The following is a 23,549-nucleotide window of genomic DNA, read 5'->3' on the forward strand; positions in this document are numbered from 1 at the left end:
TCATCGGATGCACAGACATCCACGAGCAGGAGGCAAGTGGTCATGGGCAGCGCAAGCCGCGAGGCTCGAACGACCGCGGCATTCGTCTCCCTCACCAACACGCTCGTGTCCGACTTCGACCTCGTCGAGCTGATGCACACGCTGATCGACGCCTGCATCGACCTGATGGACACGGACGCCGGCGGCTTACTGCTGGCGGACGCAGGCGGGGACCTTCAGCTGATGGCCTCATCGGCCGAAGATGTCGACGTCGTCGAGGTCGTACAACTCGCCGCGGAGGCGGGCCCGTGCTGGGACTGCTTCAGGACGGGTCGAGCGATCACCCTCGGCGACATCGAGAAGGACGGCGACCCGTGGCCGGACTTCCAGCGCTCAGCGCTCGAGGAAGGCTACCGGTCCGTCCACGCGACGCCGATGCGCGTCGATGGTCAGACCATCGGCACGATGAATCTGTTCCACGCCACGGTAGGAGCTTTGAACGAACGGGACATCGCCCTCGCCCAAGCACTCACCGACGTTGCGACCATCGCGATCCTCCAGGAACGCGGCACCCGGCACCTGCGCGACCTCAGCACACAGCTGCAACGTGCGCTCGACAGCCGCATCGTCATCGAACAGGCGAAGGGACTGATCGCCCAGTCCCTCGACCTCACCATCGATGAAGCATTCGCCGTCCTCCGCACACACGCCCGATCCACCAACCAGACGTTGCAGACTCTGGCCCGTGCCGTGACTGAGCGGCGCCTCGTGCTCACCGCACAACACCACGCCGCGGCAGGCGGAGGAGGAGACCGACGCGGCCGGTCCTCTGCGTAGGCTCGCCGGCACGCCGCGCGCCTGAAGGGGTTCTCTGGCTGGCGAAGTGGCGTGCCGCTTCGGGGTCAGAGGTCGCCGCTGGTGGCCGCTGGCCTGCCGAGCATGACGATCCACGACCTCCCTCACACGGCGGAATCTCTGGCGGTCGCAGCGGGCGCGACCGTCAAGGCGGTCCAGAAGATGCTCGAGCACGCGTCCGCCTCGACGAGCCTGGACGTCTACACGGACCCCTTCGACGATGACCTGGACGCCGTAGCGCACCGCCTCGATGTGGCCGCGATGCGCTCAGATGTGGTCAAACGGCGGCTCTGGAGCCTCGACCAAGCTGCCCTGGGGCCGAGAGATCCGCATGATTCCGGGCTTGTGGGGCGGACGGGACTTGAACCCGCGACCGAGGGATTATGAGTCCCCTGCTCGAGACCCTTGGTTATAGAGGCTTTCCAGCGGAGACAGATCCGCATGATTCCGGGCTTTTTCGGTTACCTGCACCGGCTCCAGTCACGAGGCTGTGGTGGCAAGTGTGGTCAAAATGTGGTCAAGAAGGCGATCCGAAGTCAGCGGTGATGGGTGAGGTCTCGGGACATTCCTCCAGGAGGTCCGGTTGATCCGAACGGATGAACACAACGAAGGGAGCCAGCCCACCACCTGGTCGCGGCAGCCCACCGAGGTCTCGAGCATTGGAGAACCCATCGACCATCAACTCCGGCCCCGGCTCGAGCGCTTCGCGATCAGCAGACCTCTCAGCCTTGCCTGGCCTTCGCATCGGTGGTTCTCCGCACTTCTTTCGCCAGCCACCGAGCGACGCCGTCGGCGTCATTGCTCCCGATGACCTCGGATGCGGCCTGCCTGAACTCGGCGGTCGCGTTCGCTGTTGCCAGCGACAGGTCGGCGATGCGGGCGAGAGGCAGATCGTTCTGGTTGTCGCCGAAAGAAATCAGCCGTGTCGCACCGAGTCGCTCGAGCAGCTGCTGCCCAGCTGTCGCCTTGGTCGCGTTCGCATCCGTGAGCTCGAGCCAGGTCTCCTCCGGGCGATAGGTGTCCTGCTGCTGGACGATGTGGAGCGAGCGCGCGAGACTCGGACCCGACCGGAGCCGCCGGGTAAGGGGCTCCACCTCATGCCTCCCGCCGATTACTGTGACGTAGAAGACGCGATCCCGGTCGACATCGCTCCAGGAGCGGACGGGGAGCAATCGCGGGTCCCCGCGGCGCGACGATAGGTAGCTGCGGATCCCGCCCGTCTCTGTGCCCTCGAGCCAGCTCACCTTGTCCTCTGTTCCGGACATCCAGTAGACGAGTGGCGAGGCGCCCTGCCGGGCGTACTGGCCCAGGACGTGATCGATCGACTCGCGAGAGATCATGTTCGCCCACTCGATCTCGCCGGTTTCCGGTGCGACGACCATCGCACCGCCGTAGACGATGCCGGGAGCCGCAACAGCAACCCGACGGTGAGCTTCTTCGCCGACAGGAACGAGCGCGCCGTCGCGTAGGTGAAAAGGAGGCCCCGATTTCGGATCAGCGCATTGATGGTGGCCATGGAGGAGGCGCTCAAACGCCCCTCCGAGGTCAGTGGGGTGCCATCCAGATCCGAGATGTACAGGTCCTGTGCTCTCCCGCCGGTCGACGCCATAGGGCCAAAGTACGGTGCGGCGGTCCGAGCCGCAGCGCCCCTGCCGTAAGTCAGCGGCCGATAAGGCGAGCGATTTCCGATTAGTCCGCGGGCTTCCGGCCTATGCCCACCCGGGGTGAGCCGCCGCCATCCTGGTGCGCCTTCAACTTTCCACGTACACGGTCCCCCAGAGGCCGCCGCGCCTCAGCCTTCGCCGCCGCGCATCCTTCCCCAAATCTGCGCCAGTCGCCGATCTCTTAGCCCCGCGCCATCACTGCCCTTTGCTCACCGACTCCCCTACTTGACACACCGTCGCCGCCGCGCCCTGCCTTCGCCACTCCCGCTCGTGAAATGAATTCACTCCTGTTATCACCCACTCCCTCATCTCTATTGACCTTTTGAAAGTCCTTGTCTTCTTGCCCTGTCTTGGTCTGCTTCCTGAATACGCGAACCACCCTCTCTCAAGGAACGCAGAGTGAGGGTGGTTCGCGTACGGCATCCGCCGAGGAAGCAGACCAAGACAGGGCAAGACACCCAAACCCCCGTCGCCAGACCCGTCGTGTTCAACGACGGGGCCGACGACGGGGGTTTCGGTCCAGGCATGAAGTTCGCCTTACCCGGCGTTCGGGTGTCCTGGACAGGCGAGGTAGCACGCACATGCCATCGTCCGATGTACGTCCGACAGTCCCGGTGCCGCGGTCCGAGGAGCCGGTCGGAGTCTCATTACCCGTCGATCGAAGCCCGCCCACAGGGTCGAGGTTTTGAGACGGGTTTTGAGAATCCCCCGGTCCCGATGCAGTTATTCAAGCCGTTTCGCCTATTAAGCGCTCTAAGCGGTCATCGGTCCGCCGATGCAGCGAGCACCACCGTTTCTCACCTGGAGGATGGTTTCTGACCGGGCACGCGTTCGGGGACTACGCCGCCACCATGACCAGAAGTACGCTCCCGCTCGGGGGTGGACACCGTGTCGATTGCGGATGAATGCGTGAGCTTTCTCGCCGAGCGAGGCGTAACGCTCGCTCCCGGCCTCAGCGCTCAAGAGTTCCGAGCGGTCGAGGACACGTTCGGTTTCGAGTTCGGTCCTGACCACCGGGGCCTTCTTCGCCTGGCCCTGCCGAGCGGCGATGACTGGGTCGACTGGCGCCAGGACCCCGAGGACGACCTGCGCTGGCGCCTGGGCAGCCCGACCGAAGGCGTCCTGTTCGATGTGGCCCACAACTCCTACTGGGACGCCGGCTGGGGCCCCAGGCCGGAAGACGACAGCGACGCGGCAGCCCTCGCGAAGCCGCACATCGAGCGTTGGCACAAGCTCGTGCCGATCTTCAGCCACCGCTACACCCCCGCAGCGCCCGCCGGGCCGGGAGCGCCGGTCTTCTCCGTGCACCAGAGCGACGTGATCTTCTACGGCAGCGACCTGCTGGACTACTTCAAGAACGAGTTCGGCTCAGGCGGCATGGACTCTTTCGACGCAGGTCGAGCGGACCTCGCTGCGTATCGACAATGGAGCACGATCGCTCTGGGCTGACAGAGCGTAAGCGGCCGCCCGATGGTCTCAGCCTGACGATCGTTTTCGCGCCAGGTAGTTGCCGACGCTCAGGGGCCCGAGATCTCTTTGCGGAGGTAGACAAGTTCGACGCCCGGCTTCAGGGGTTGACGGTGAGTCTCGCGGTAGCCGTGCCGCTCGTAGAGCCGGAGGTTCGCCGTACTGAGGTGACCGGTGAACAGCACGGCAGATCGTGCCTGTGGCGCGAGTTGCTCCGCAGCGAGCAACAGACGGGTGCCGATCCCCTGTCCCTGGAGGTCCGGAGCTACGGTGAGTCGGCCGATCTCGATTTCATCGCCGACGGTCTTGGTCCGCACCGCGCCGATCAGACGCTGTCCGCGTCGCAGGCCGAGAGCTTGCGCGCTTTGCAGCTCCTGCCGCACCTCGTCGAGGGTCTGCGTCAACGCGGGCAGGAACGCGTCTCGATACAACTGCGCCTCGGTCGCGTACGCCGCCCGCTGTAGGGTCAGCAGCTCTCCGGCGTCGGCCGCTACAAGGGGACGAATATCGTCTGAATCCACGTCGCCATCCTCATGCATACCCCTCACAGAACCATGCTGGGTGCGGTCGGCGTCGAACCGTGAACCTGACGCCAACGCACTGCTGATAGCTTCCGGCCGTGGACGACACGGACGACCTTCACTTGGCGTTAGAGATATCTGACGCGGCACCGCACGTGGCGCTGAGGTTCTTCGAGAACGGCGTTACCGCGACAGCCAAGGCTGACGGGACCCCAGTCACGGAAGCGGACTTGGCGGTTGAGCAGGTAATTCGCGAGACGCGTCCGTCGTCCGACCGTCAGACGCACTGTTGGGCGAAGAGTTCGGGCGGCTCGGAACCTCGGCCCGCATGTGGATCATCGATCCGATCGACGGCACATCCTTCTTCAGCCGTCAGGACCCGAATTGGCGCGTCCAACTCGCCCTCGATGTCGAGGGCCAGACGGAAATTGCAGTGGTCACTGCGCCAGCCTTGGCACGTCGTTGGTGGGCAACTCGAGGCGGCGGGTCCTTCACCTCACGTTGGCCCGATGGAGCAGACCTGAGACGCCTGCAGGTCAGTCGCAGGTCCGACGTGGCTCACGCTCGCCTGCAAGCGATCGCCGGCCCCTCCGCCGCGCATCTGCCTGCGGGAGCCGGCAGCACGCCGATGTCTCCACTGCCCCTGGTCGAGCTCGTCGACGGCCAGATCGACGCATTCCTCGCGGAGCGGTACTACCTCTGGGACCACGCACCCTGGATCCTCATCGTGCAAGAAGCCGGAGGTCGATTCACCACCCGACTTGGAAACAGCAGGGGCGATGAAGGGGGCGGCCTCTACTCCAAAGCTGCTCTCCACCCTGTGCTGCTCGCCACACTCGGCTATCCGCAGCCAGCGTCGAGCCAGGAGGGCTAGCCACCTGAGAGCCATGATTCGAAGCGGAACCAGCCGAGGCGTGGAGTGGTGCACCGGGTTTTGGTCCCGCGTCGCCGCAGCGCAAGATGGCACGGACCTTCTTACCGAGGTCGTGGAGCGAGCACGTGCGGCATTCATGCAGCCGATCGTTTTCGAGAGTGCGTGAAGATTCGAGGTAGGTTGCACCCGTGCTGACGGCGCTGATTTTCGCTGGAGATTTGCCAGAGACTCGTGATCGGCGTCTTTCACAGACGTCCCTCGCGGTCCTGAATGAGCCAGCGCGCGACCGCGTCATCCAGAGAGCCTTGCGAACTCAGCACGGTTCCGTCCAAATTAGCGACATAGAGCGTCCATGTGTTCGCCTGGATTCAATTTCACGTCCTTGTTCCATCGCCATCATTATGCCACAACGACAGGAAAGCGCTCGAATTATCCAAGCGCCAGCCCTGGTATATTCGTGACCTAATCGGTTATAGAATAGGTAATGAGAACAATGGGCCTCACAAATCGCGAGATCGCAATTATCGTCAACCGCTACGTTGGAGTAGAGGGTGGCTACTTGGGTGACTTCAGCTACCGGACGCACGCGGAGTTCTATACCGAGTACTGCGACCTTGATGTCGATCCCTACGAGTACGAAGGCACGACCCGAGAGCGCTTCATCGCTATCCTGTCTTCGCAGCCGCCACGTAATCAGGCGAAGATTGTTCGCGGCGTTATCGAGCGCTTCGGTGGGGACGATGCGACAACACCGGCGCGACAACAACTTCGGGCGGACCTCGAAACCTGGGCGCGCCGGCTCGAAGGGGCTCCCGTAGTTGGGGTCGAGACACCCATTCACACGCGCGCGGTCGTGGTCCGGGCACTTGACGACGCCGAGGACTTGATGCGAGCCGGAGGGCCGACAAGTGCCGTCGATCGCATCCATACCGCGCTCCACGGCCACCTCCTCGCTCTCTGCGAGGCGGCCGGGGTCACCCTTCCCTCAGACCCGACCTCGACACAGGCGCTCAAGGCGCTTCGGCAGTCACATCCTGCTCTTCAGCCGACAGGACCTCGAGCGGACGACCTCACCAAGCTCCTGAACTCGATGGCTAGTGTGCTCGATACTTTGAATCCGATCCGCAACCGCGCGAGCGTCGCACACCCCAACGCGGCTCTCCTAGACGAGCCCGAGGCACTGCTGGCGATCAACGCAGGACGCACCGTTTTCGATTACATCGACCGCAAGCTCAGTGCGAACGAACGCCCCACGGAATCATGAGTTCTGCGGAGGACAAGTCGGCGGGCGGCCAGGACAAGCGCCACCACGTGCCAGCGGCGTCCATCGGCTACTTCGCCGAGCACCCCGTGCTAGAGCGGCTCCGCAAGAGCATTGTCGCCGTGCATCGGCTTGGTCCGGACGTCACCTTCATGACGAAGGCCGAGAACGTCGGCTTCGGCCGCGACCTCTACCGCGGCGAGATGATCGAGGGACTCGACAACGACCGCTACTTTGCCTCATTCGAACGACTCGCTCACGCGCCAGTCGACGCCATCGACGCAAGCCCGAGCGGAGAACTTCCCGCAGACGCGTGGGTGGCGGTTGCTGCGTACATCACCTCCCAGTTCACCCGCGCGCCCGACCTCGAACGGAGCCTGGATGAGCTCGCTGAGGAAACGGGCATACCCCGGGAACGCATCGATGTGGGCTACGCCATGAACACGCAACGCGTCGCCAGTGCAGTCTTTCGCGCCCGTTGGGAGTTCTTCCGCTCAGACAACATCGACTTCATCTTGAACGACCGAGCCATCGCGGCACTCCGCTACGGCGACTGGGACATGTTTGGCTACTGGATCCCTCTTCGCAAGCGTTTGGGCGTGCGCCTCGCTGGCGGTCCCTACCCAAAGCGGCTGTACCGGGGTGATGGGTCGTGGAAGATTGATATCCCGATCACCACGATTGAGGACTTGCAGGTCGAGAACCTCAACCGATGGACGTGGTGCGGAGCGGTTGACGAGGTCTACGGTCCTTCGACTGCCCAGCTCGGCGAGGTGAAGCACCAAGCGGCGCCGATGATCAACGACGTGCAGGACACTGCTCGTCACATCGAAGGCGCAGGTCTCCTGACACTGCCCCAATCGCAACGACGCGACGACGAATGGCTGCTATTCAGCCTCCTCGGCGGCATCGCGGACCCCGATACCGAAGAGGACGAGCGGACGATCTGACTGGGACGCAGCGCTGGGGTGGCGATTCAGGCCTTGACTAGCTTTTTGGCAGTATTGACGGCCTTCTTCGCAGCCGTTGCCGTCCGCAGCATGCCCTGAACGCGGGCTGCGTACTCGCGGAACAACTGCTCCAGCAGCCCGACATCCGAGACGGTGACGCGGAGCCCGTAGGCGTTCAACACGGCCTTGTCGAGCGCGTCGTGCGCTAACCGCAACGGTTTGGGCATCGAGCTCCTTGGTACGAGCGCGCGAGCCTCGGCCCGTAGGTTGTAGCGCTTGCGCTGCAGCCCCTGGTTGTGCTCGGTGCTGGCACTGTCAGACGAGGGGTGGACTCTTCTTCCGGCAGGAGGTTCGCCATGGCGACGGTGGAGCCCTACGAGTCGGCGGCCGGCAAGCGGTACCGCGTCCGCTACCGCAAGCCCGACCACTCGCAGACCACGAAGCGGGGCTTCAAGACCAGGCGTGAGGCCGAGTTCTTTCTCGCCTCGGTCGAGATCGGAAAGGCCGACGGGTCGTATCTCGACCCGATCAATGGGCGGGTCACGATCGCTGTTCTGGGCGACGCGTGGCTGGCCGGCCAGACGCACCTGAAGCCGTCCTCCGTGGCGGTGATGGAATCGGCTTGGCGCCTCCACGTCCGTCCCGCCTGGGGAAACCTCCTCGTGAGCGAGGTGCGGTTCGGCGCCGTCCAGGATTGGGTCGCGCGGCTGACCAACGGAAGCAGCCACGGTCGCCCGCGATCCGCCTCCCTCGTGCTTCGGGCCCACGGCATCCTGTCCGCGATTCTCGAGGCCGCGGTTCGGGATCGACGGATCGGCTCCAACCCCGCTCGCGGGGTCTCGCTGCCGCGCAAGGTCGGTCGCGAGCACCGCTACCTCACGCACGAGCAGGTGCACGCCTTGGCAGAGGCCGCGGGCGAGTACGCCACCCTCATCCGAGTCCTGGCCTACACCGGCCTCCGCTGGGGCGAGGTGAGCGGACTCCGGGTGAAGGACGTCGACCTGGGGCGAGCCCGACTGAAGGTCGTCCAGAACGCCGTGCTGGTCAACGGTGAAGTGATCGTCGGAACGCCGAAGACCCACAAGCGGCGCAGCGTGCCGGTCCCGCCGTTCGTCATGCACGCGGTCACCGAGGCGATGCGCGGCAAGCAGCCGAACGACCTGCTGTTCGCCGACGCCGCGGGGCGCCACCTGCGGACCCCGACGGTGCACGAGCACTCGTGGCTTGACCGGGCCCTGGTGGCCGCTGGGCTGCCGAGCATGACGATCCACGACCTCCGTCACACGGCGGCATCCCTGGCCGTTGCAGCGGGCGCGAACGTCAAGGCGGTCCAGAAGATGCTCGGGCACGCGTCCGCCTCGATGACTCTGGACGTCTACACAGACCTCTTCGACGATGACCTGGACGCCGTAGCGCACCGCCTCGATGAGGCCGCGATGCGCTCAGATGTGGTCAAAATGTGGTCAAACGGCGGCCCTGGAGCCTCGACCAAGCTGCCCTCGGGCCGCCAGATCCGCATGATTCCGGGCTTGTGGGGCGGACGGGACTTGAACCCGCGACCGAGGGATTATGAGTCCCCTGCTCTGACCGGCTGAGCTACCGCCCCGCGACGACGATAGCCGCGACGGGCGCGCAGGTCCGCTCCATACGCTGGCGCCGTGACCGACCTGCACCTCGAGCTCGATGGAGCGACCCTCGCCTACGACGTGACCGGCCCGGAGGACGGCCCGATCGTCATCGCAGCGCACGGGCTCACCCACTCGAGGGCGAACGAGCGCGCGTCGTGGGTGTTCGACTGGAGCGCCCTGCCCGAGGTCGGCTTCCGGCTCATCCGGTACGACGCGCGCGGGCACGGCCGGTCCACCGGCCGGCGGGATCCGGAGGACTACGGCTGGCCGCGCCTCGCGGACGATCTGCTCGCGTTCGCGCAGCACGTGGCAGGTGACGAGCCGGTCGACATCATCGGGACCTCCATGGGCGTCGGCACCGCGCTGACGGCCGCGACGCGGACGCCAGAGCGCTTCCGCCGCTTCGCCCTCGTCATCCCGCCCACCGCATGGGCCACCCGACCGGCCCAGGCGCAGCTCTACGAGGCCGGCGCCCGCTTCATCGAGGAGCGCGGGCTTGACGCCTTCGTGCGCGGGTCGACGTCGCTGCCCCCGCTGCCGATCCTCGACGCCGCCGGGGTCTGGCCGCCGCCGCCTGCCGACATCGCGGAGACCCTGATCCCGACGGTCCTCCGCGGCGCCGCCGCCACGGACCTCCCGGACCCGGAGCTGATCGCCGTGCTCCCCCACGAGACGCTGCTCCTGCCATGGGCGGACGACCCGGCTCATCCGGTGTCCACCTCGCAGCGCCTCGCGGAGCTGCTGCCGAACGCGACGATGCATGTCGCCCGGACCCCCGGCGACCTGCGGGCCTGGGGTCCGCGGATCGTGGATCTCTTCTCGGCGTAGCGCCTAGGAGTGCATCGCGAGCCGCGCAGCCACGACGTGCACGGCCGCGGCGCGCAGCTTCGCGGCGAACGACGGATCCGCCTGCGCGGCGGCCACGAGGGCGGCGCGCTCAGCGGGGATGTGGTCCGGCACGATGTCGAGCAGCAGGTCGCCGCCGGCCTCGACGAACTTCACGGCCCGCTGACCGGGCGTCCAGGCCTGCACGGCCGCGGCGCCGCCGACATCGTCCGACATCACGACGCCGGTGAAGCCGAACCTGTCGCGGAGGAGGGCGCCGATCACGGTCGAGGAGAACAGCGCGGGCTGCGAGCCGTCGATGTGGTCGTAGATCGCGCTCGACACCATCACCGCTCGCGCCCCGGCGGCCATGCCGGCCGTGAAGGGCTGCAGCCGCGCGGAGTCGACCGTGATCGAGCTGTCGACCACATCGGCATCGGTGTCGGTGTTCTTCGTCACGCAGCCGAGCCCGGGGAAGTGCTTCACCGTCGCGCCCACACCCGTCGCTGCCAGCCCTCGGACCACGGCCGACACCGACCTGGCGGCGGCCGCCGGATCGTCGCCGTAGTTCCGGTCGAGGTCGGCGACCGGCGGGTTGTCGTGCAGGTCGGCCGGGCACGGGGTGTCGGCCACCGGTGCGAGGTCGAGGTTCACCCCTGCGGCCGCGAGCGCGGCGCCCCAGCGCTTCGTCGCGAGCTGCAGCGCGGCCGGCGAGCTCCGCGCCTGGTCGACGGCGGAGGGGATGTCGCCGAAGCCGGGGCCGCGCAGCACCTGCACCTCGCCGCCCTCCTCGTCGGTGGCGACGAGCAGCGGCAGGGAGGAGCCAGAGGCGCCGGTGACCTTGCGCACCGCGGCGGCAACCCCGTCCACCCCGACGCTGCTGCGGCCGCGGATCATCACGCCGCCCAGGCCGTCGTCGTGCACGAGGGACGCGAGGCCCGGCAGCTCGTCGACCGTGCCCGCGGTCATCAGCACGGTGCCCGCCTGCTGCGCGACCGTCATCCGCGCGACGGCCGCATCCGTGGGACTGCTCGGCGCGACGGTCGAGGTCGGCGACGGGGTCGGGCTCGGCGCCGGACTCGGGCTCGCCGACGGCGCGGGCGTGATGCTCGGCGTGTAGGTGGAAGCGGCGGGCCGTGCCGCGCATCCGGCGAGCAGCAGGGCCGCACCGGTCACGGCGAGGAGCCGTGCCGCTCGCGCGGAACCGCCACGCCCCGCCACGGCCGGGCGGTCAGTCCGAGATCGCGCTCTTCGCGCGCCGGGCCAGCGACCGGAACTGGTCGCGGACCTTCGCGCTGAGCGGCGGCACCTCGGTGACCGGGTCGGTGACGTCCTCGCCCCGGTAGAGCCGCTCGAACACCGTGATGGTGGTGTCGATGTCGTGCGGCTCGAGCAGCCGGAGCGACGCGCGCTGCATCACCTGGCGCTCCTCGTGCGGCATCCGCAGCACCCGCTCGAGGCGGTCGGCGAGCGCCGCGACGTCGCGCGGCGGGAAGAGGTAGCCGTTCTCGCCATCGCGCACGAGGTGCGGCAGCGCCATCGCGTCGGCCGCGACGACCGGCAGGCCCGAGGCCATGCCCTCCATCGTCGCGATCGACTGCAGCTCGGCCGTCGACGGCATGGCGAAGACGGTCGCGCGGGTGAGCGTCGCGCGCAGCTCCTCGTCGCTGACGCGTCCCGGGAAGTGCACCCGGTCGCTGATGCCGAGCTTCGCTGCGAGCCGCTCGAGGTTGTGGCGCTGATCCCCGTCGCCCACGATGTCGAGCTGCGCGTTCAGATCCGCCGGCAGCTTCGCGACGGCCTCGATGAGATCCGGCAGCATCTTCTCGCCGGTCACCCGGCCGCAGAACACGATCCGCGCATCCGGCTTGGGACTGAAGTCCGGCGTGTAGTCGGACATGCGGATGCCACACGAGATCGCGTGCACGTGCCGGAGGCCCGTCTTCGACTCGAGGTAGGCGGCGGCGCGCTTCGTCGGCGTGGTCAGCGCGCCTGCCTTCCGGTACAGGCGCGCGACGTCCTTCCAAGCCAGCGCGATGGCGAGCGGCCACACGAAGCGAGGCAGCGGGGTGTGCTCGATGAGGTTCTCGGGCATGAAGTGGTTGGTGACGACGAGCGGCACCTTCGCCTTCGAAGCCTCGGTGATCACGCCGCGGCCGATCAGCATGTGGGACTGCGCGTGCGCGACGTCGGGCTGGATCTCCTTGATGATCCGGCGGGCGTGCCCGTGGATCGCCCACGGGTAGACGGCGCGCAGCCAGTCGTGCAGCGGCCAGCGGAAGCTCTTCAGCCGATGCACGGTGAGCATCTGGCCGAGGTGCTCCTCCTGGAACGCGCCTTCGCGGCCGTCGTGGGACTGCGCGATGATGTGCATGTCGTGCCCGCGGGAGGCGATCCCGGTCGCGAGGCGCAGGCTGAAGCTCGCCGCGCCGTTCACGTCTGGCGCGAAGGTGTCCCCTCCCATGAGGACGGTGAGCCGCTTCTGCTCGCCCTCGGGATGTCCGGCATCCGTGGTGTTCGTGATCGCGCGTCCCCTCGAAGGTGTCGGGCCCGTTCCGGTATCGGCCGCGGGCCGTGCTCGACGGTAGCGCATGGTGTGAAACGCCCGGTCGGCGTTGTGCGGCGCGCCGGTCAGGCGGAGGTGTCGGGGACCTGCGCCAGCTGCGGGTGATGTCGCGCGAGCTGGAAGACCCCGAACACCGCGACCGCCCCCGTGATGATGAACGCGATCGGCGCCCACCACGGCGCCTGGGACGCCTCGCCGAGCACCACGACGCCGATCGTCACCGCGACGAGGGGGTCCACGACGGTGAGGCCGGCGATCACGAGGTCGGGCGGCCCCACGGAGTAGGCCGTCTGCACGAGGTACAGGCCGCCGACCCCGGCCGCGAGCAGCCCGATCAGGCAGATCGCGGTCAGCCAGTCGAACTGCGACTGCACCACCCGGTTGATCGTCGTCTTCGCGATCGTCGCGACGAAGCCGTAGAGCACGCCTGCGCCGCTGATGTAGGCGATCGGCGTCATCCGCTTCCGGAAGATCGCGTAGAACACCCCGAAGACGACGAGCACGATGGCGAGCAGCACGATGATCGTCACCAGCTCGGCGTCGGTGATCGGCGCGTCCGTCGCCGTGAACGCGGCGATCGTGACGAAGACCGCCACGCCCCCGATGCAGAGCGCGATCGCCCTGACCACGAGTCGGTTCAGATGCGTGTGCGTGAGGCGCGAGTTGAGGATGGCGGTCACGACCAGCGCGATCGCACCGAGCGGCTGCACGACGATCAGGGGCGCGAACCGCAGGCTGGTGAGCTGCAGCAGCACGGCGAGCCCGAGCATCACGGTGCCGATGACCCAGGCCGGCCTGCGGATGAGGGCCCGCAGCTCGCCGAGTCCGAGCCCTTCCGCGTGCTCCTTGAAGGTCCCGTCGGCGTTCGCCGTGTGGCGCAGGACCTCCAGCTGGGTCACCCCGCGCGACTGGAACTGGGCGCCGAAGCTGAGGAACACCGCGCCGACGAGCGCGATCGGGATGCCGATCGCCTGCGCCGAGTTCAGCGAGACCGGGAGATGCCCCACCGACGCGGCGAGCGGGATCATCGCGGGCGGCACGGGGGAACCCTATCCGGCACTGGCCCCGCAGGCCGGGTCGATACGCTGGCATCGTCCCGTTCCCCTGCCGCGAAGAGGACCGCTTCCATGACGGTGCTGCCCATCCGCATCACCGGGGACCCCGTGCTGCACACCCCCGCGCGCGAGGTCACCGACTTCGACGGGACCCTCCGGACCCTCGTCGCCGACATGTTCGAGACGATGGACAAGGCGCCTGGGGTCGGGCTCGCCGCCCCGCAGGTCGGCGTGCCGCTGCGCCTCTTCGTCTACTCCTACGACCACGACCCGGCCGGCCCCCGGCGAGGCGTGGCCATCAACCCGCAGCTCTGGCTCAGCCCGACACCCATCGGCGAGGCGGATGAGGAGGCCGAGGCCGAAGGCTGCCTGTCGGTGCCCGGCGAGCGCTTCCCGCTGCGCCGCGCGGCTCGCGCCCGGCTCACCGCCGTGGACCTCGAGCAGCAGCCGGTGGAGCTCGACGCGTCCGGCTGGTTCGCCCGCGTCCTGCAGCACGAGAACGACCACCTCGACGGCGTGCTCTATGTCGATCGGCTCGATTTCCTGCACGGCCGCCGGGCGCGGAAGGCGATCGCGGCGAACCGCTGGGGCAAGCCGGGCAGCAGCTGGCTCCCGGGCGTCGACGACCTGGAGGCGTGAGGTGCGCATCGAGCACGAGGCCGACCGCAGCCGGTACGTGGGCCGCCTCGACGACCAGATCGCCTGCGTGCTCGACTACGCGGACAACGGCACGGTCGTCTCGATGACCCGCACCTTCACGAATCCGCCGTTCCGCGGTCGCGGGCTGGCGGCCGAGATCGTCACCCACGCGGTCGACGACGTCGAGCGGGCCGGCAAGCAGGTGCGCCCGATGTGCTGGTACGTCGCCGACTGGTTCGAGGCGCACCCGGAGCGCAAGGCGCTGCTCGCCTGAGGATCTCCCTCAGCCGGATGCGCGGGTCAGCCCGCGCGACGGACCGCGGCGGCATCCCTGATCGCGGCGAAGAGCCGCTCCGGGTCCACGTCCTTCGTCAGCACCGCGTCCACGCCGAGCTCTCCGCCGACGCGCTCCCAGTGGTCGAGGTCCGCCGCGGTGACCAGCACGACCCGGGTGACCGGCGAGCGCTGGATGAGGCGCACCCGCGCATCCTCGGCCACCTTCTTCGCGAGCTGCGCGCCGCTCATCCGCGGCAGCCGCACGTCGAGCACCGCGACGTCGACCGGCGTCCGCCGCAGCAGCGCGAGCGCCTGCACACCGTCGCCCGCCTCGGCCACGACCTCGAGGTCGGCCTGCGAGTCGATCGCGAGGCGCCATCCGGACCGCTGCAGCGGCTCGGCGTCGACGAGCAGCACCCGGATCGGCTCCGGCCCGGTCACCGCCTGCTGAGGTCGACGCCGTGCACGCCGTTGTGGAAGCGGATGGTCGGGAACGTCGCCGCGATCGAGAACCCGACGCCGGGCACCTCGGTGGCCGTGACGGTGCCGCCGAAGAGCTCGGCCCTGGCGCGCATGTCGCTGATGCCCGGGCCGGTGATCTCCTGCGTGAGGGCCTTCAGGTCCTCCTCCACCGTGTACGCGAGCTGCTCGGCCGTCTCGTCGTCGCCGAGCCCCCGGCGCAGCACCGCGTTGCGGAACCCGTTGTCGTCGACGCGCACCGCCAGTCCGCTTGCGGTCCAGGTGAAGGCGACGCGCACCTCGGTGCCGTCGCCCCCGTACTTGAGGCAGTTGGTCAGCGCCTCCTGCAGGATCCGATAGACCGCGAGCTCGGCGCCCGAGTTGAGCTCGTAGGGCTCCCCGGCCTCCTCGAACTGCACCTCGAGGCCCGCATCCCGCATCACCTTGAGCAGATCGCGCGTCGACTTCAGCCGCGGCTGCGGCAGGGCTTCCGCCTCGGTCTCGCGCACGAGCGTCATCACGCGCCGCATGTCCGCGAGGGTCTCGCGTCCGGTGTCGGCGATCACCTGGGCGGCTCGCACCGCCGCGGAGGGGTCGGAAGCCCCGGCGTAGCGGGCGCCGTCGGCCTGCGCGATCATCGCGGACACCCGGTGGACCGCGAGGTCGTGCAGCTCGCGGATGATCCGCAGCCGGCCGCTCTGGTCGGCCACCGACAGCTCGAGGCGGGAGAACTCCTGGTCGTCGACGACCTGCTCGCGCCGCATCCGCCGCACCTTCGCCCAGGCGAGCAGCCACAGCACGAGGAACACCACGGCCAGCACCGCGAGCACCGCGACGGCGATGCCCAGGACGCCCGGCGCGGATGGGAGAAGCATGCCGGGAGTCTAGGCAGCGGCGACGCTCCGGCCTTGGAGGAGGAGGCCTCGCGTGCCTTCCGCTACACTTGCCGGGCACGGCGTTCGCGCCCGTGATCCTCGATAGCTCAATTGGCAGAGCAGCCGGCTGTTAACCGGCAGGTTCTTGGTTCGAGTCCAAGTCGGGGAGCCAAAGAAGCTCGTCACCAGGCATTTTGAAAACAGTGGATGTGGGTGTCACGTCCGCCGCCACACAATTGCCACACTTTTCTGCTGCCGTGTCAGCGGCGGAGCGTTCAGCGCGTCCCGGTCCTGGTACTCGGCACACTCCCCCGCCCGGCCCCGCACGCGCGAGGGCGATGGCCGAAGAGCGATCATCTGAGGGTCTGACGCGCGACGTTGCGCGGCCGCGGCCGCGCAACCCGAGAGCGTTCGTCTCACGCACCGCATGTGGCTGGGTCATGCGATGAGTGCCGGTCAGACCATGACTCAGCACTGCACTGCGGCTCCGGAGCGCCGCGAGATCAACGGCTGAGCAGCCACACGATCGCGAGCACGACGAGGACCACGGCGAGGACGATCAGCCGTCCGATGGCGTCCGCGCGCCACCAATCACGTCGGTCGTCCGCGCGAGGATCGTCGGACGCCAGTCCCAGGCGTTGACGCCGGGCACGCAGCCGGCGAAGCACGAGCTGGTCGATGCCGACCGCGACGACGACATACGCCGGCACGAAGATCCACGGATTGAGGTGCAGATGCATGTCAACCCTCCCCCGCGGGTCCCTGGGCCATCTGATCTCCTCCGATTCGGGCTTGCCACGTCAAGCACCGACATCGTGATCCTTATCACTTCCAAATGCGTCTATGCCTCAGAAGGACCGCCGCACGTTCACAACGTCATCGGCTCGAAGGCATTCAGTCACCAGCGTCTGTCTCGATTCCGCTCACATCTGCTGTGTCGCCGTTCTGCCGTCAGATCCTGTCCAGAACCTCGACACCACCTGTTCCTCCCCCACCTATGCATCCTCTTCACTCTCCTCACTACCCCGGTCGTCCGATGCGTATGCCTGGCGACGGGTCCTACGACGCGGGCTAAGGCCGACCCGTGTCTCTCAAAACGCGTGTCGCAGAACATCCGATGCTCGCGGAGGTTCTGCGACGAGTTCTGAGAATCTCCTGACGGCGCGGTGCTTCGCCCTGCGCTGACTCGACAGGAGAACTGTCTCGCTCCTGGGAAACCCTCGAGGCCCCGGCTGTGCCCTTCCCACTCAGCCGATCCGTCTTGCGAATCGGCGCCTCGTGGCGGCCGTGCACTTGGCAACGGAACTACGGCTTGCTGAGCGTGCTGTGGTTGAGGAATCGGCGGCAGGCTGCATACCTCCTCAGAGACACCGCTCCAAGGGTCCCGAAGAGAGGGGGCTCAGCCCCAGCAGCCCAAGTGAGCGGGACGGAGGAGCCGCTTATTAGAGTGCCGAGTCCGACGAGGGCCAGCCCTCCCGCCGACAGGACTGTCCGCCACTCCGTGCGCGCGCTCTGCTGCAAGCGCACGCAGGACTGGAACGCGGGAGGCATCGACGGGCAGGCGGCCAGCGATCTGTGCGCCGCCGGTCGCCCAGTCTGCGGGAGCGCGAGCGGCTCGGATCGGACTCTTGAGACCAAGCCAGAGCCACAAACCGGTCGAGCGAAGAATCACGGCGAAACCCACCAGCTGCAGAATTATCGGTAGGACTGCGGGGGCGCAGTTCGTGTCCTCGACGGCATCGGCCGACGAGGACGCAGAGTGCGTGAGACCCGGCATCACTCCGACGGCCGCTCCGACGACGACCGCGGCGACGATGAGCGTCCCGAACAGCAGTAACCGCCTCCGACGCCCGTCCACGCCCGATCTTCCAGCTCCGCGGACGGCGAGACCTTCCGCCACTGCCCAGCGTTCCGGGTGCTCCAGCTTCGGCGAAGACACGTCGGGAGCTTGCCAATCCGACCGTTCCTTCTCCACCAGACGATCCATTCTGCGGTCGGGCGCGGGTTGCCTACAGTGCAAGGGTGGCGTCACCCGGTCCTCGTCGATCCGCTGTAACCGCTCGGCTCTCGCTAACAGCCACGGCGGTGACGGACGCCGACGCGCTCTTCCCGCTCATGTCCGACCCGCAAGGATGGTGGTTCGAGCCAGAATCTCGACACGTCACCATCAGTCAGACGATCGAGTGGCTCGAACGGAGCGAGAGACGCTGGAGCAGAGGCGAGCTGAGCTACTGGGTCGCGCGCGAGAGAGTCGGCGGAGCTTTGATCGGCACTGGCGGAGCTCAACGGCGTCAGGCCGGGTTTTGGAACGTCAGCTGGCGCATCGCGGGCTCTCAACAGGGCAACGGCTACGCCACCGAGCTCGCGGGCGCCGCAGTCTCCGCCGCCAGTGAACAGGATCCGCGGCTACCGATCATCGCGTGGATCGTGCCCACCAACGCGCCCTCAATACGGGTGGCCGAGAAGGTGGGCCTCCTGAACCGTGGCTCCCAGATCGACCCCACAGACGGCCTCTTCCGCCTCGCGTTCACCGATCGCCCGTGGCCAGCCAAGCCTCCGCACTGACCTACGCCCCACCGATGGGCTCGGCTCGGTCGGCTCCCGCATGACCACGACCAGCTGATCGTTTTCGAAACCGCGGTCAGGCGTTCCTATCCCCGGCGCCGTGACCTTGCGACCATGACTGCAGCGCGAGTTCGGCGTCCAGGCGCTGGCCTCCGTATTCGCGCCCGCCCGGTGCGAGTGCGCTCTGCTTGCTTTCGGCGCACAGCACGGCTCATCACCTTCCGTATCGCGGAGTGCCGTCGCCGGCCGTGGAGCACCGATGCGCTCCGGAGGGGCGCGGTCATCTGGCGAGATGAAGCCGTCGGCGGCCGAGCAGGTCCGAAGGGTCGTGGTCACCGCTATCGGGGTCGAGGGCGGCTCATCGCGGGCGAATGTTCGAGCAAGGTTTGGCGTCGCCCTCGCAGACCGTCCTACATGCCCGGCATAGGTCGTTCATAGCGTCTTGCTTGGCCCGCTCCAAGGTTTCTTTCTACGGTCCGCGACGTGTTCTGGACATATCTCGGTCGTGAATTGGGCAATCGTCGACGGCAGACCGCGATCATCGCGATTGGGATCGGGATCGGGATCGCGCTGGTGATCGTCGTCAATGCCGCGGCCGCTGGGGTCCGGGTGGCGCAGGCAACCGCGTTGCAGTCGGTGTACGGGGTCGGAACCGACATCACGGTGACGAAGGCCGTGACCGCCGCGGCGCCCAACGGCGGGGGTCAGCAGTTCCGGTTCGGCGCAGGCGGGGGCGGGAGGCGGAGCCGCACCCGAGCCTTGAACGGCAGTGCGCTGCGTCCGGTTCGGGGCGCGGCGCCGTTCGCGGTCAGCAGCGTGGCTGCCGTGCAGCACACGGCCGGGGTCAAGGCTGCGACGGGCGCGCTGGACCTGCGCAACGTGGCGTTCACGGGCCAGGTTCCCGCACAGCAAGGGCAAGGCTCCGCCGGTGGAAGCGGTGCCGGTGGGGGTGGGAGTGCCTTCGGCGTCGATTCGTTCTCGGTGCTGGGCTACGACGCGGGTGGTCCGGCCATCGGTCCACTCACTGCCGCGGCGTTGACGAAGGGCCGCGCTCTGGACGCCTCCGACGGCGGCATGGACGTAGCGGTGCTCGACAGCAGTTATGCGACGAGCACGGGCAAGGCGGTGGGCGGGAGCATCTCGATCGGCGGCAAGTCGTTCACGATCGTCGGAATCGTGACCTCCACTGCGGCGACCGGATCATCCGCCGCCGACGCCTACATCCCACTCGATACCGCCCAGACCCTCGCCGGGCAGAGCGGGAAGGTCTCCGACATCTACGTCCAGGCCACCTCGGCTGCCCAGATCCCCGCAGTCAAGACGGCGTTGCAGACCGCCCTCGGGCCCTCGGTGACCGTGAACACGGAAGCGGACCTGGCCTCGACCGTCACCGGATCGCTGGGAACCGCGGCCTCGCTGGCCGACTCGCTGGGGCTGTGGCTGTCGGTGCTCGTTCTCGCCGCGGCGTTCCTGATCGCCGTGCTCTTCACGGTGGCGGGAGTGACCCGCCGGACACGGGAGCTGGGCACGTTGAAGGCAGTCGGCTGGAGTAACCGGCGCATCGTCGGCCAGATCGCCGGGGAGTCCCTGGTGCAGGGTCTGATCGGTGGCGCCCTCGGCATCCTGCTCGGCATCGCGGCGATCAGCGCCGTGAACCTCATCCACCCCACGCTCACTGCGCGGACCGTCGCTGTCGCCCGCGCTGCCGGGAGGATCAGAGGCGCAGGTGGTGGCGGAGGACTGGGCCGTAGCGCCTCCGGCGCCGGGCACGCGGCGGCACAGATAGCGCTCTCCTTACCGCTCAGCGGCACCGTGATCGCCCTCGCCGTCGCGCTGGCCGTGCTCGGGGGGCTGATCGCCGGCGCGTTCGGCGGTTGGCGCGCCGCCAGGCTCCGCCCCGCAGCAGCGCTTCGCGCCATCGCCTGACCGATCGAGGAGGAAACGCCGCCTTGTACACGCTCACGAACGTGACGAAGACCTACCGCCAGGGATCCCGCACCGTGCAGGCCCTGACCGAGGTCACCCTGCAGATCAGTGGCCGCGAGTTCGTGGCCGTCCAAGGACAGACCGGTGGCGGGAAGTCGACCCTGCTGCAACTGCTCGGCGCGCTCGACACGCCCACCAGCGGGTCCGTGCTCCTCGGCGACGAGGACCTCGGCCGGCTCGGAGACGCGCGCCTCGGTGAGGTCCGTGCCAGCCAGATCGGGTTCGTCTTCCAGAGCTTCAACCTCATCCCCACCCTGACCGCGCTCGAAAACGTCGAAACGGCCCTCGCGCCCCTGCGCGTTCCCGCCGCATCCCGCCGCGACCGCGCGATGGCAGCACTGGAATCCGTGGGGCTCGGCGACCGGGCGACCCACCTCCCCTCCGAGCTCTCCGGCGGACAGCAGCAGCGGGTCGCGATCGCGCGGGCGTTGGTCAAGGAGCCCACCGTGCTCCTGGCCGACGAACCCACCGGCGCGCTCGACGAGGACACCAGAGACGACATCATCGAACTGCTCGAAACCGTCTGGCGCGACCGAGCCCTCACCCTCATCGTCGTCACCCACGACTCCTGGGTCGCCGCCCGCGCCCAACGCCGCCTCAACCTGCGGGCAGGCCGCCTCACCGAGCCCACCCCCACCCGCAGCGAACCCACCGCGACCACCACAACCACGACCCAGACCGAGGAATGAACCCCGCGTTGAATGGCGGATCCTGCGATCCGGCCCCGTCACCACCGCCCCAGGTCCACCGTCACAAGCCATCGCCCCTATCGCCCGTACTCCCGCACGTCCGCCCGGGGTCCGGGCGGCCGGTGGTCCTGCTTCCGGGGCTCGGTCCCCAGCACGCCGGATCCGGTCCGCGTCACCGGGCGCTGCAACGGCTCGAGGTCGGCCTCCTCGCGCGATCCTTCACGGTCTTCATCCTCGCCAGACCAACCGGGCTCGCACGAGGAACGACGATCGGGGAGCTCGCGGCCCGTTACGCGGCCACGATCACAACCCACTTCTCCTCCCCGGTCGACCTCATCGGCGTCTCCACCGGAGGCAGCATCGCCCTGCAACTCGCCATCGACCATCCCAACGCCATGAACAGGCTTGTGCTGGTGTCGGCCGCGTTCCGCCTCGGCGATGACGGCCGAACCGCGCAGCAAGCGATCGCCGAGAACCTCCGACTCCGCAGACCACGCCGCGCGGCTGCGACCATGCTCGCCACCACGACCACACGCCCAGGTCACCGGACGCTGCGGCACGCAACCGGCCTCGCACTCGGTCGCCTCGCACTCGGCCAAAGGTCCGAGGACCTCATCGCGATCCTTGAAGCCGAGGACCACTTCGACGTCCAGGCGGACCTGTCCCGGGTGGCCAGCCCAACCCTCGTCATCGGCGGCGGACAGGACGGCTATTACCCGACCGACCTGTTCACACGGACCGCCGCCGGCGTCGCAGACGGAACGTTCGTCGAACTCCCGGACCGGAGCCACCTCGGCCTCGCAACCGACCGCAGAGTCGCCCGCACCATCAGGGACTTCCTCACGCCCACCCCAGCAACCGCCGACACGCCAACAACCCCGGCGACACGGCACTGAAACCTCTCCGGGACGCGATCCTCACGAGCGTGCCGTCCGGCGGGGCGAGCGACGACACCGGCCGGGAGCACGCTCTTCCTGCGCGGCGATCAGGGGAGCGAGAGGACGCCGTTGGGACTGCTGCAGCTTCGGTTGACTCCTGACCTGTGGGGGCGCGTGCTCCCGCTGGAAGGATGTGCAGGGTGCCGAAACCCCATCCGAAGGAGTTCCGAGACGATGTCGTGGCGGTCGCCCGGCGGGGGGATGCGCCGGTCGCGCAGGTCGCGAAGGACTTCGGGATCTCCGAGTCCTGTCTGCGGAACTGGCTGCATGCCGCCGACGTCGATGCCGGTGCGCGACCAGGCGTGACGGTCGGCGAGGCCGCGGAGCTGAAGCAGCTGCGGCGCCGGAACCGGCTGCTGGAGCAGGAGAACGAGATCCTGCGCCGCGCGGCGGCCTATCTGGCCCAGGGATCGCTCCCAAAATGATGTTCCCGCTGGTCCTCGAGTTGGCCGCCGACCGGGTCCCGGTCGCGGTGACCTGCCGGGTGTTGGGCTTCTCCAAACAGGCGTTCTTCAAGTGGCGTGCCGCGCCGGTGTCGCAGCGGGACTGGGACGACGCGCATCTGACGAATGCCGCGATCGACGCTCACCGGGACGACCCGGAGTTCGGGTATCGGCTGATCGCCGACGAGGTCCGCGACGCGGGCTTGCCAGCCTCCGACCGGCGGATCTGGCGGCTGTGCTCCCAGCAGGGGCTCTGGTCGGTGTTCGCCAAGAAGCGGGGCCTGAACCGGAAATCCGGCCCCCCGGTCCACGACGACCTGATCCAGCGGGTCTTCACCGCCCCGGATGTCGACAAGGTCTGGTTGACCGACATCACCGAGCACTGGACCGGCGAGGGGAAGCTCTATCTCTGCGCGATCAAGGACGTCTGCTCGAACCGCATCGTCGGTTACTCGATCAGCGACCGGATGAAATCCAGCCTGGCCGTCGCCGCGCTCCGCATGGCGATCCAGCGCCGCGAACCTGCTGGGACGATCGTCCACTCCGACAGGGGCAGCCAATTTCGTTCACGGAAGTTCGTCCACACGCTGCGCGTCAACGGCCTCCGCGGATCGATGGGCCGCGTCGGTGCCTGCGGTGACAACGCCGCGATGGAGAGCTTCTTCGCGCTGCTGCAGAAGAACGTCCTCAACCGGCGCCGCTGGGCCACCCGAGACGAGCTGCGCCTCGCGATCGTCACCTGGATCGAACGGACCTACCACCGCCGCCGACGGCAAGACGCACTCGGCGGACTGACACCGATCGAATACGAGGCGATACTCAAGTCTCAGGTCGCACAAGCGGCCTGAACCGAAGAGTCAACGAAACCTGCAGCAGTCCCGTTCCAGGTCCGGGTCGGTGCAGGCAGTGAGGTCGAAGCAGCTCGGGCGTCGCATGCCCTTCCGAGGCTTGGCGATCGACACCTGAACCCGCCTCGCTCGAGTGGTGGCGTTCTTGGTCCGTTGACCCAGCGCACCCACTCCCGCGCCGCAACG

The 23,549-nt window shown here is 68.0% G+C and carries 22 protein-coding genes, 2 tRNA genes and 2 pseudogenes; 16 read left to right on the plus strand and 10 right to left on the minus strand.

Annotated elements, in window-relative coordinates; all coding sequences use genetic code 11:
- The first annotated feature begins 42 nt into the window (after positions 1–42).
- Entirely contained in the window at positions 43–816 is a 774-nt protein-coding gene (locus VIG76_RS13450) for a GAF and ANTAR domain-containing protein (RefSeq protein ID WP_331955001.1), read from the plus strand.
- A gap of 102 nt (positions 817–918) precedes the next feature.
- A complete protein-coding gene (locus tag VIG76_RS13455) occupies positions 919–1,221 on the plus strand; it encodes a site-specific integrase (RefSeq protein WP_331955003.1) in 303 nt (100 codons plus the stop codon).
- A 335-nt stretch (positions 1,222–1,556) separates the two neighbouring features.
- Here VIG76_RS13455 and VIG76_RS13460 read toward each other — a convergent pair whose 3' ends face one another.
- Positions 1,557–2,234, minus strand: coding sequence for an HAD hydrolase family protein (locus VIG76_RS13460; RefSeq protein WP_331955069.1), 678 nt, complete (start codon positions 2,232–2,234; stop codon positions 1,557–1,559).
- On the minus strand, positions 2,171–2,443 hold the full coding sequence (locus tag VIG76_RS15210) for an HAD family hydrolase (RefSeq protein ID WP_414640647.1): 273 nt from the start codon (positions 2,441–2,443) through the stop codon (positions 2,171–2,173). The genes VIG76_RS13460 and VIG76_RS15210 overlap by 64 nt, the downstream gene beginning before the upstream one ends.
- Positions 2,444–3,377: 934 nt before the next feature.
- Here VIG76_RS15210 and VIG76_RS13465 point away from each other — a divergent pair.
- Positions 3,378–3,947 (plus strand): hypothetical protein, encoded by a 570-nt coding sequence (locus VIG76_RS13465; RefSeq protein WP_331955005.1) that lies wholly within the window; start codon positions 3,378–3,380, stop codon positions 3,945–3,947.
- Positions 3,948–4,015: 68 nt separating this feature from the next.
- Here VIG76_RS13465 and VIG76_RS13470 read toward each other — a convergent pair whose 3' ends face one another.
- Complete coding sequence (locus VIG76_RS13470; protein ID WP_331955007.1) at positions 4,016–4,486, minus strand: GNAT family N-acetyltransferase; 471 nt, start codon at positions 4,484–4,486, stop codon at positions 4,016–4,018.
- 283 nt (positions 4,487–4,769) lie between these two features.
- Here VIG76_RS13470 and VIG76_RS13475 point away from each other — a divergent pair.
- From VIG76_RS13475 to VIG76_RS15215, 4 genes and pseudogenes are all read left to right on the plus strand, one after another.
- A pseudogene (locus VIG76_RS13475) lies at positions 4,770–5,360 on the plus strand (inositol monophosphatase family protein); the annotation flags it as partial.
- 484 nt (positions 5,361–5,844) lie between these two features.
- Complete coding sequence (locus VIG76_RS13480; RefSeq protein ID WP_331955009.1) at positions 5,845–6,624, plus strand: abortive infection family protein; 780 nt, start codon at positions 5,845–5,847, stop codon at positions 6,622–6,624.
- Positions 6,621–7,571: a hypothetical protein gene (locus VIG76_RS13485; protein WP_331955011.1), complete on the plus strand. Its 951-nt coding sequence runs from the start codon at positions 6,621–6,623 to the stop codon at positions 7,569–7,571. Before VIG76_RS13480 ends, VIG76_RS13485 begins: the two co-directional genes overlap by 4 nt.
- Positions 7,572–8,182: 611 nt before the next feature.
- Positions 8,183–8,902: pseudogene (locus tag VIG76_RS15215) on the plus strand (tyrosine-type recombinase/integrase); the annotation flags it as partial.
- 201 nt (positions 8,903–9,103) lie between these two features.
- Here VIG76_RS15215 and VIG76_RS13495 read toward each other — a convergent pair.
- Positions 9,104–9,177: transfer RNA gene (locus VIG76_RS13495), tRNA-Ile, on the minus strand.
- 52 nt (positions 9,178–9,229) lie between these two features.
- Here VIG76_RS13495 and VIG76_RS13500 point away from each other — a divergent pair.
- Complete coding sequence (locus tag VIG76_RS13500) at positions 9,230–10,027, plus strand: alpha/beta fold hydrolase (RefSeq protein ID WP_331955015.1); 798 nt, start codon at positions 9,230–9,232, stop codon at positions 10,025–10,027.
- A 3-nt stretch (positions 10,028–10,030) separates the two neighbouring features.
- Here VIG76_RS13500 and VIG76_RS13505 read toward each other — a convergent pair whose 3' ends face one another.
- The 3 genes from VIG76_RS13505 to VIG76_RS13515 form a co-directional block, all read right to left on the minus strand.
- On the minus strand, positions 10,031–11,200 hold the full coding sequence (locus tag VIG76_RS13505; RefSeq protein ID WP_331955017.1) for a glycoside hydrolase family 3 N-terminal domain-containing protein: 1,170 nt from the start codon (positions 11,198–11,200) through the stop codon (positions 10,031–10,033).
- A 55-nt stretch (positions 11,201–11,255) separates the two neighbouring features.
- Positions 11,256–12,488 (minus strand): glycosyltransferase, encoded by a 1,233-nt coding sequence (locus VIG76_RS13510; protein ID WP_331955019.1) that lies wholly within the window; start codon positions 12,486–12,488, stop codon positions 11,256–11,258.
- A gap of 167 nt (positions 12,489–12,655) precedes the next feature.
- A complete protein-coding gene (locus tag VIG76_RS13515; RefSeq protein WP_473964782.1) occupies positions 12,656–13,618 on the minus strand; it encodes a DMT family transporter in 963 nt (320 codons plus the stop codon).
- Between the two features lie 99 nt (positions 13,619–13,717).
- On the opposite strand from VIG76_RS13515, the gene def reads away from it, so the two are divergent.
- Both def and VIG76_RS13525 read left to right on the plus strand, forming a co-directional pair.
- The gene (gene def, locus VIG76_RS13520) at positions 13,718–14,284 is read left to right on the plus strand and encodes a peptide deformylase (RefSeq protein ID WP_331955023.1); all 567 of its coding nucleotides are present in this window, start codon (positions 13,718–13,720) and stop codon (positions 14,282–14,284) included.
- A 1-nt stretch (position 14,285) separates the two neighbouring features.
- A complete protein-coding gene (locus VIG76_RS13525; protein WP_331955025.1) occupies positions 14,286–14,558 on the plus strand; it encodes a GNAT family N-acetyltransferase in 273 nt (90 codons plus the stop codon).
- A gap of 26 nt (positions 14,559–14,584) precedes the next feature.
- Here VIG76_RS13525 and VIG76_RS13530 read toward each other — a convergent pair whose 3' ends face one another.
- A complete protein-coding gene (locus tag VIG76_RS13530) occupies positions 14,585–15,001 on the minus strand; it encodes a response regulator (protein ID WP_331955027.1) in 417 nt (138 codons plus the stop codon).
- A complete protein-coding gene (locus VIG76_RS13535) occupies positions 14,998–15,894 on the minus strand; it encodes a sensor histidine kinase (protein WP_331955029.1) in 897 nt (298 codons plus the stop codon). The genes VIG76_RS13530 and VIG76_RS13535 overlap by 4 nt, the downstream gene beginning before the upstream one ends.
- Positions 15,895–15,990: 96 nt before the next feature.
- Here VIG76_RS13535 and VIG76_RS13540 point away from each other — a divergent pair.
- A tRNA-Asn gene (locus VIG76_RS13540) sits at positions 15,991–16,066 on the plus strand.
- A gap of 331 nt (positions 16,067–16,397) precedes the next feature.
- On the opposite strand, the gene VIG76_RS13545 is transcribed toward VIG76_RS13540, so the two are convergent.
- Positions 16,398–16,634 (minus strand): hypothetical protein, encoded by a 237-nt coding sequence (locus VIG76_RS13545; protein WP_331955031.1) that lies wholly within the window; start codon positions 16,632–16,634, stop codon positions 16,398–16,400.
- A 1,282-nt stretch (positions 16,635–17,916) separates the two neighbouring features.
- Here VIG76_RS13545 and VIG76_RS13550 point away from each other — a divergent pair.
- From VIG76_RS13550 to VIG76_RS13570, 5 genes are all read left to right on the plus strand, one after another.
- Positions 17,917–18,459: a GNAT family N-acetyltransferase gene (locus tag VIG76_RS13550; RefSeq protein ID WP_331955033.1), complete on the plus strand. Its 543-nt coding sequence runs from the start codon at positions 17,917–17,919 to the stop codon at positions 18,457–18,459.
- Between the two features lie 483 nt (positions 18,460–18,942).
- Positions 18,943–20,385, plus strand: a complete 1,443-nt coding sequence (locus tag VIG76_RS13555; protein ID WP_331955035.1) for an ABC transporter permease — start codon at positions 18,943–18,945, stop codon at positions 20,383–20,385.
- Positions 20,386–20,426: 41 nt separating this feature from the next.
- Positions 20,427–21,134, plus strand: coding sequence for an ABC transporter ATP-binding protein (locus VIG76_RS13560; protein WP_331955037.1), 708 nt, complete (start codon positions 20,427–20,429; stop codon positions 21,132–21,134).
- 122 nt (positions 21,135–21,256) lie between these two features.
- Positions 21,257–22,030, plus strand: a complete 774-nt coding sequence (locus tag VIG76_RS13565) for an alpha/beta fold hydrolase (protein WP_331955039.1) — start codon at positions 21,257–21,259, stop codon at positions 22,028–22,030.
- A 182-nt stretch (positions 22,031–22,212) separates the two neighbouring features.
- Positions 22,213–23,363, plus strand: a protein-coding gene (locus tag VIG76_RS13570; RefSeq protein WP_331955041.1) for an IS3 family transposase whose coding sequence is annotated in 2 segments (ribosomal slippage) — positions 22,213–22,486 and positions 22,486–23,363 — 1,152 coding nt in all. Because the reading frame shifts where the segments join, the coding sequence is not laid out codon by codon here.
- Positions 23,364–23,549: the final 186 nt, after the last annotated feature.

Source organism: Amnibacterium sp., assembly GCF_036559085.1.
GTDB lineage: Bacteria > Actinomycetota > Actinomycetes > Actinomycetales > Microbacteriaceae > Amnibacterium.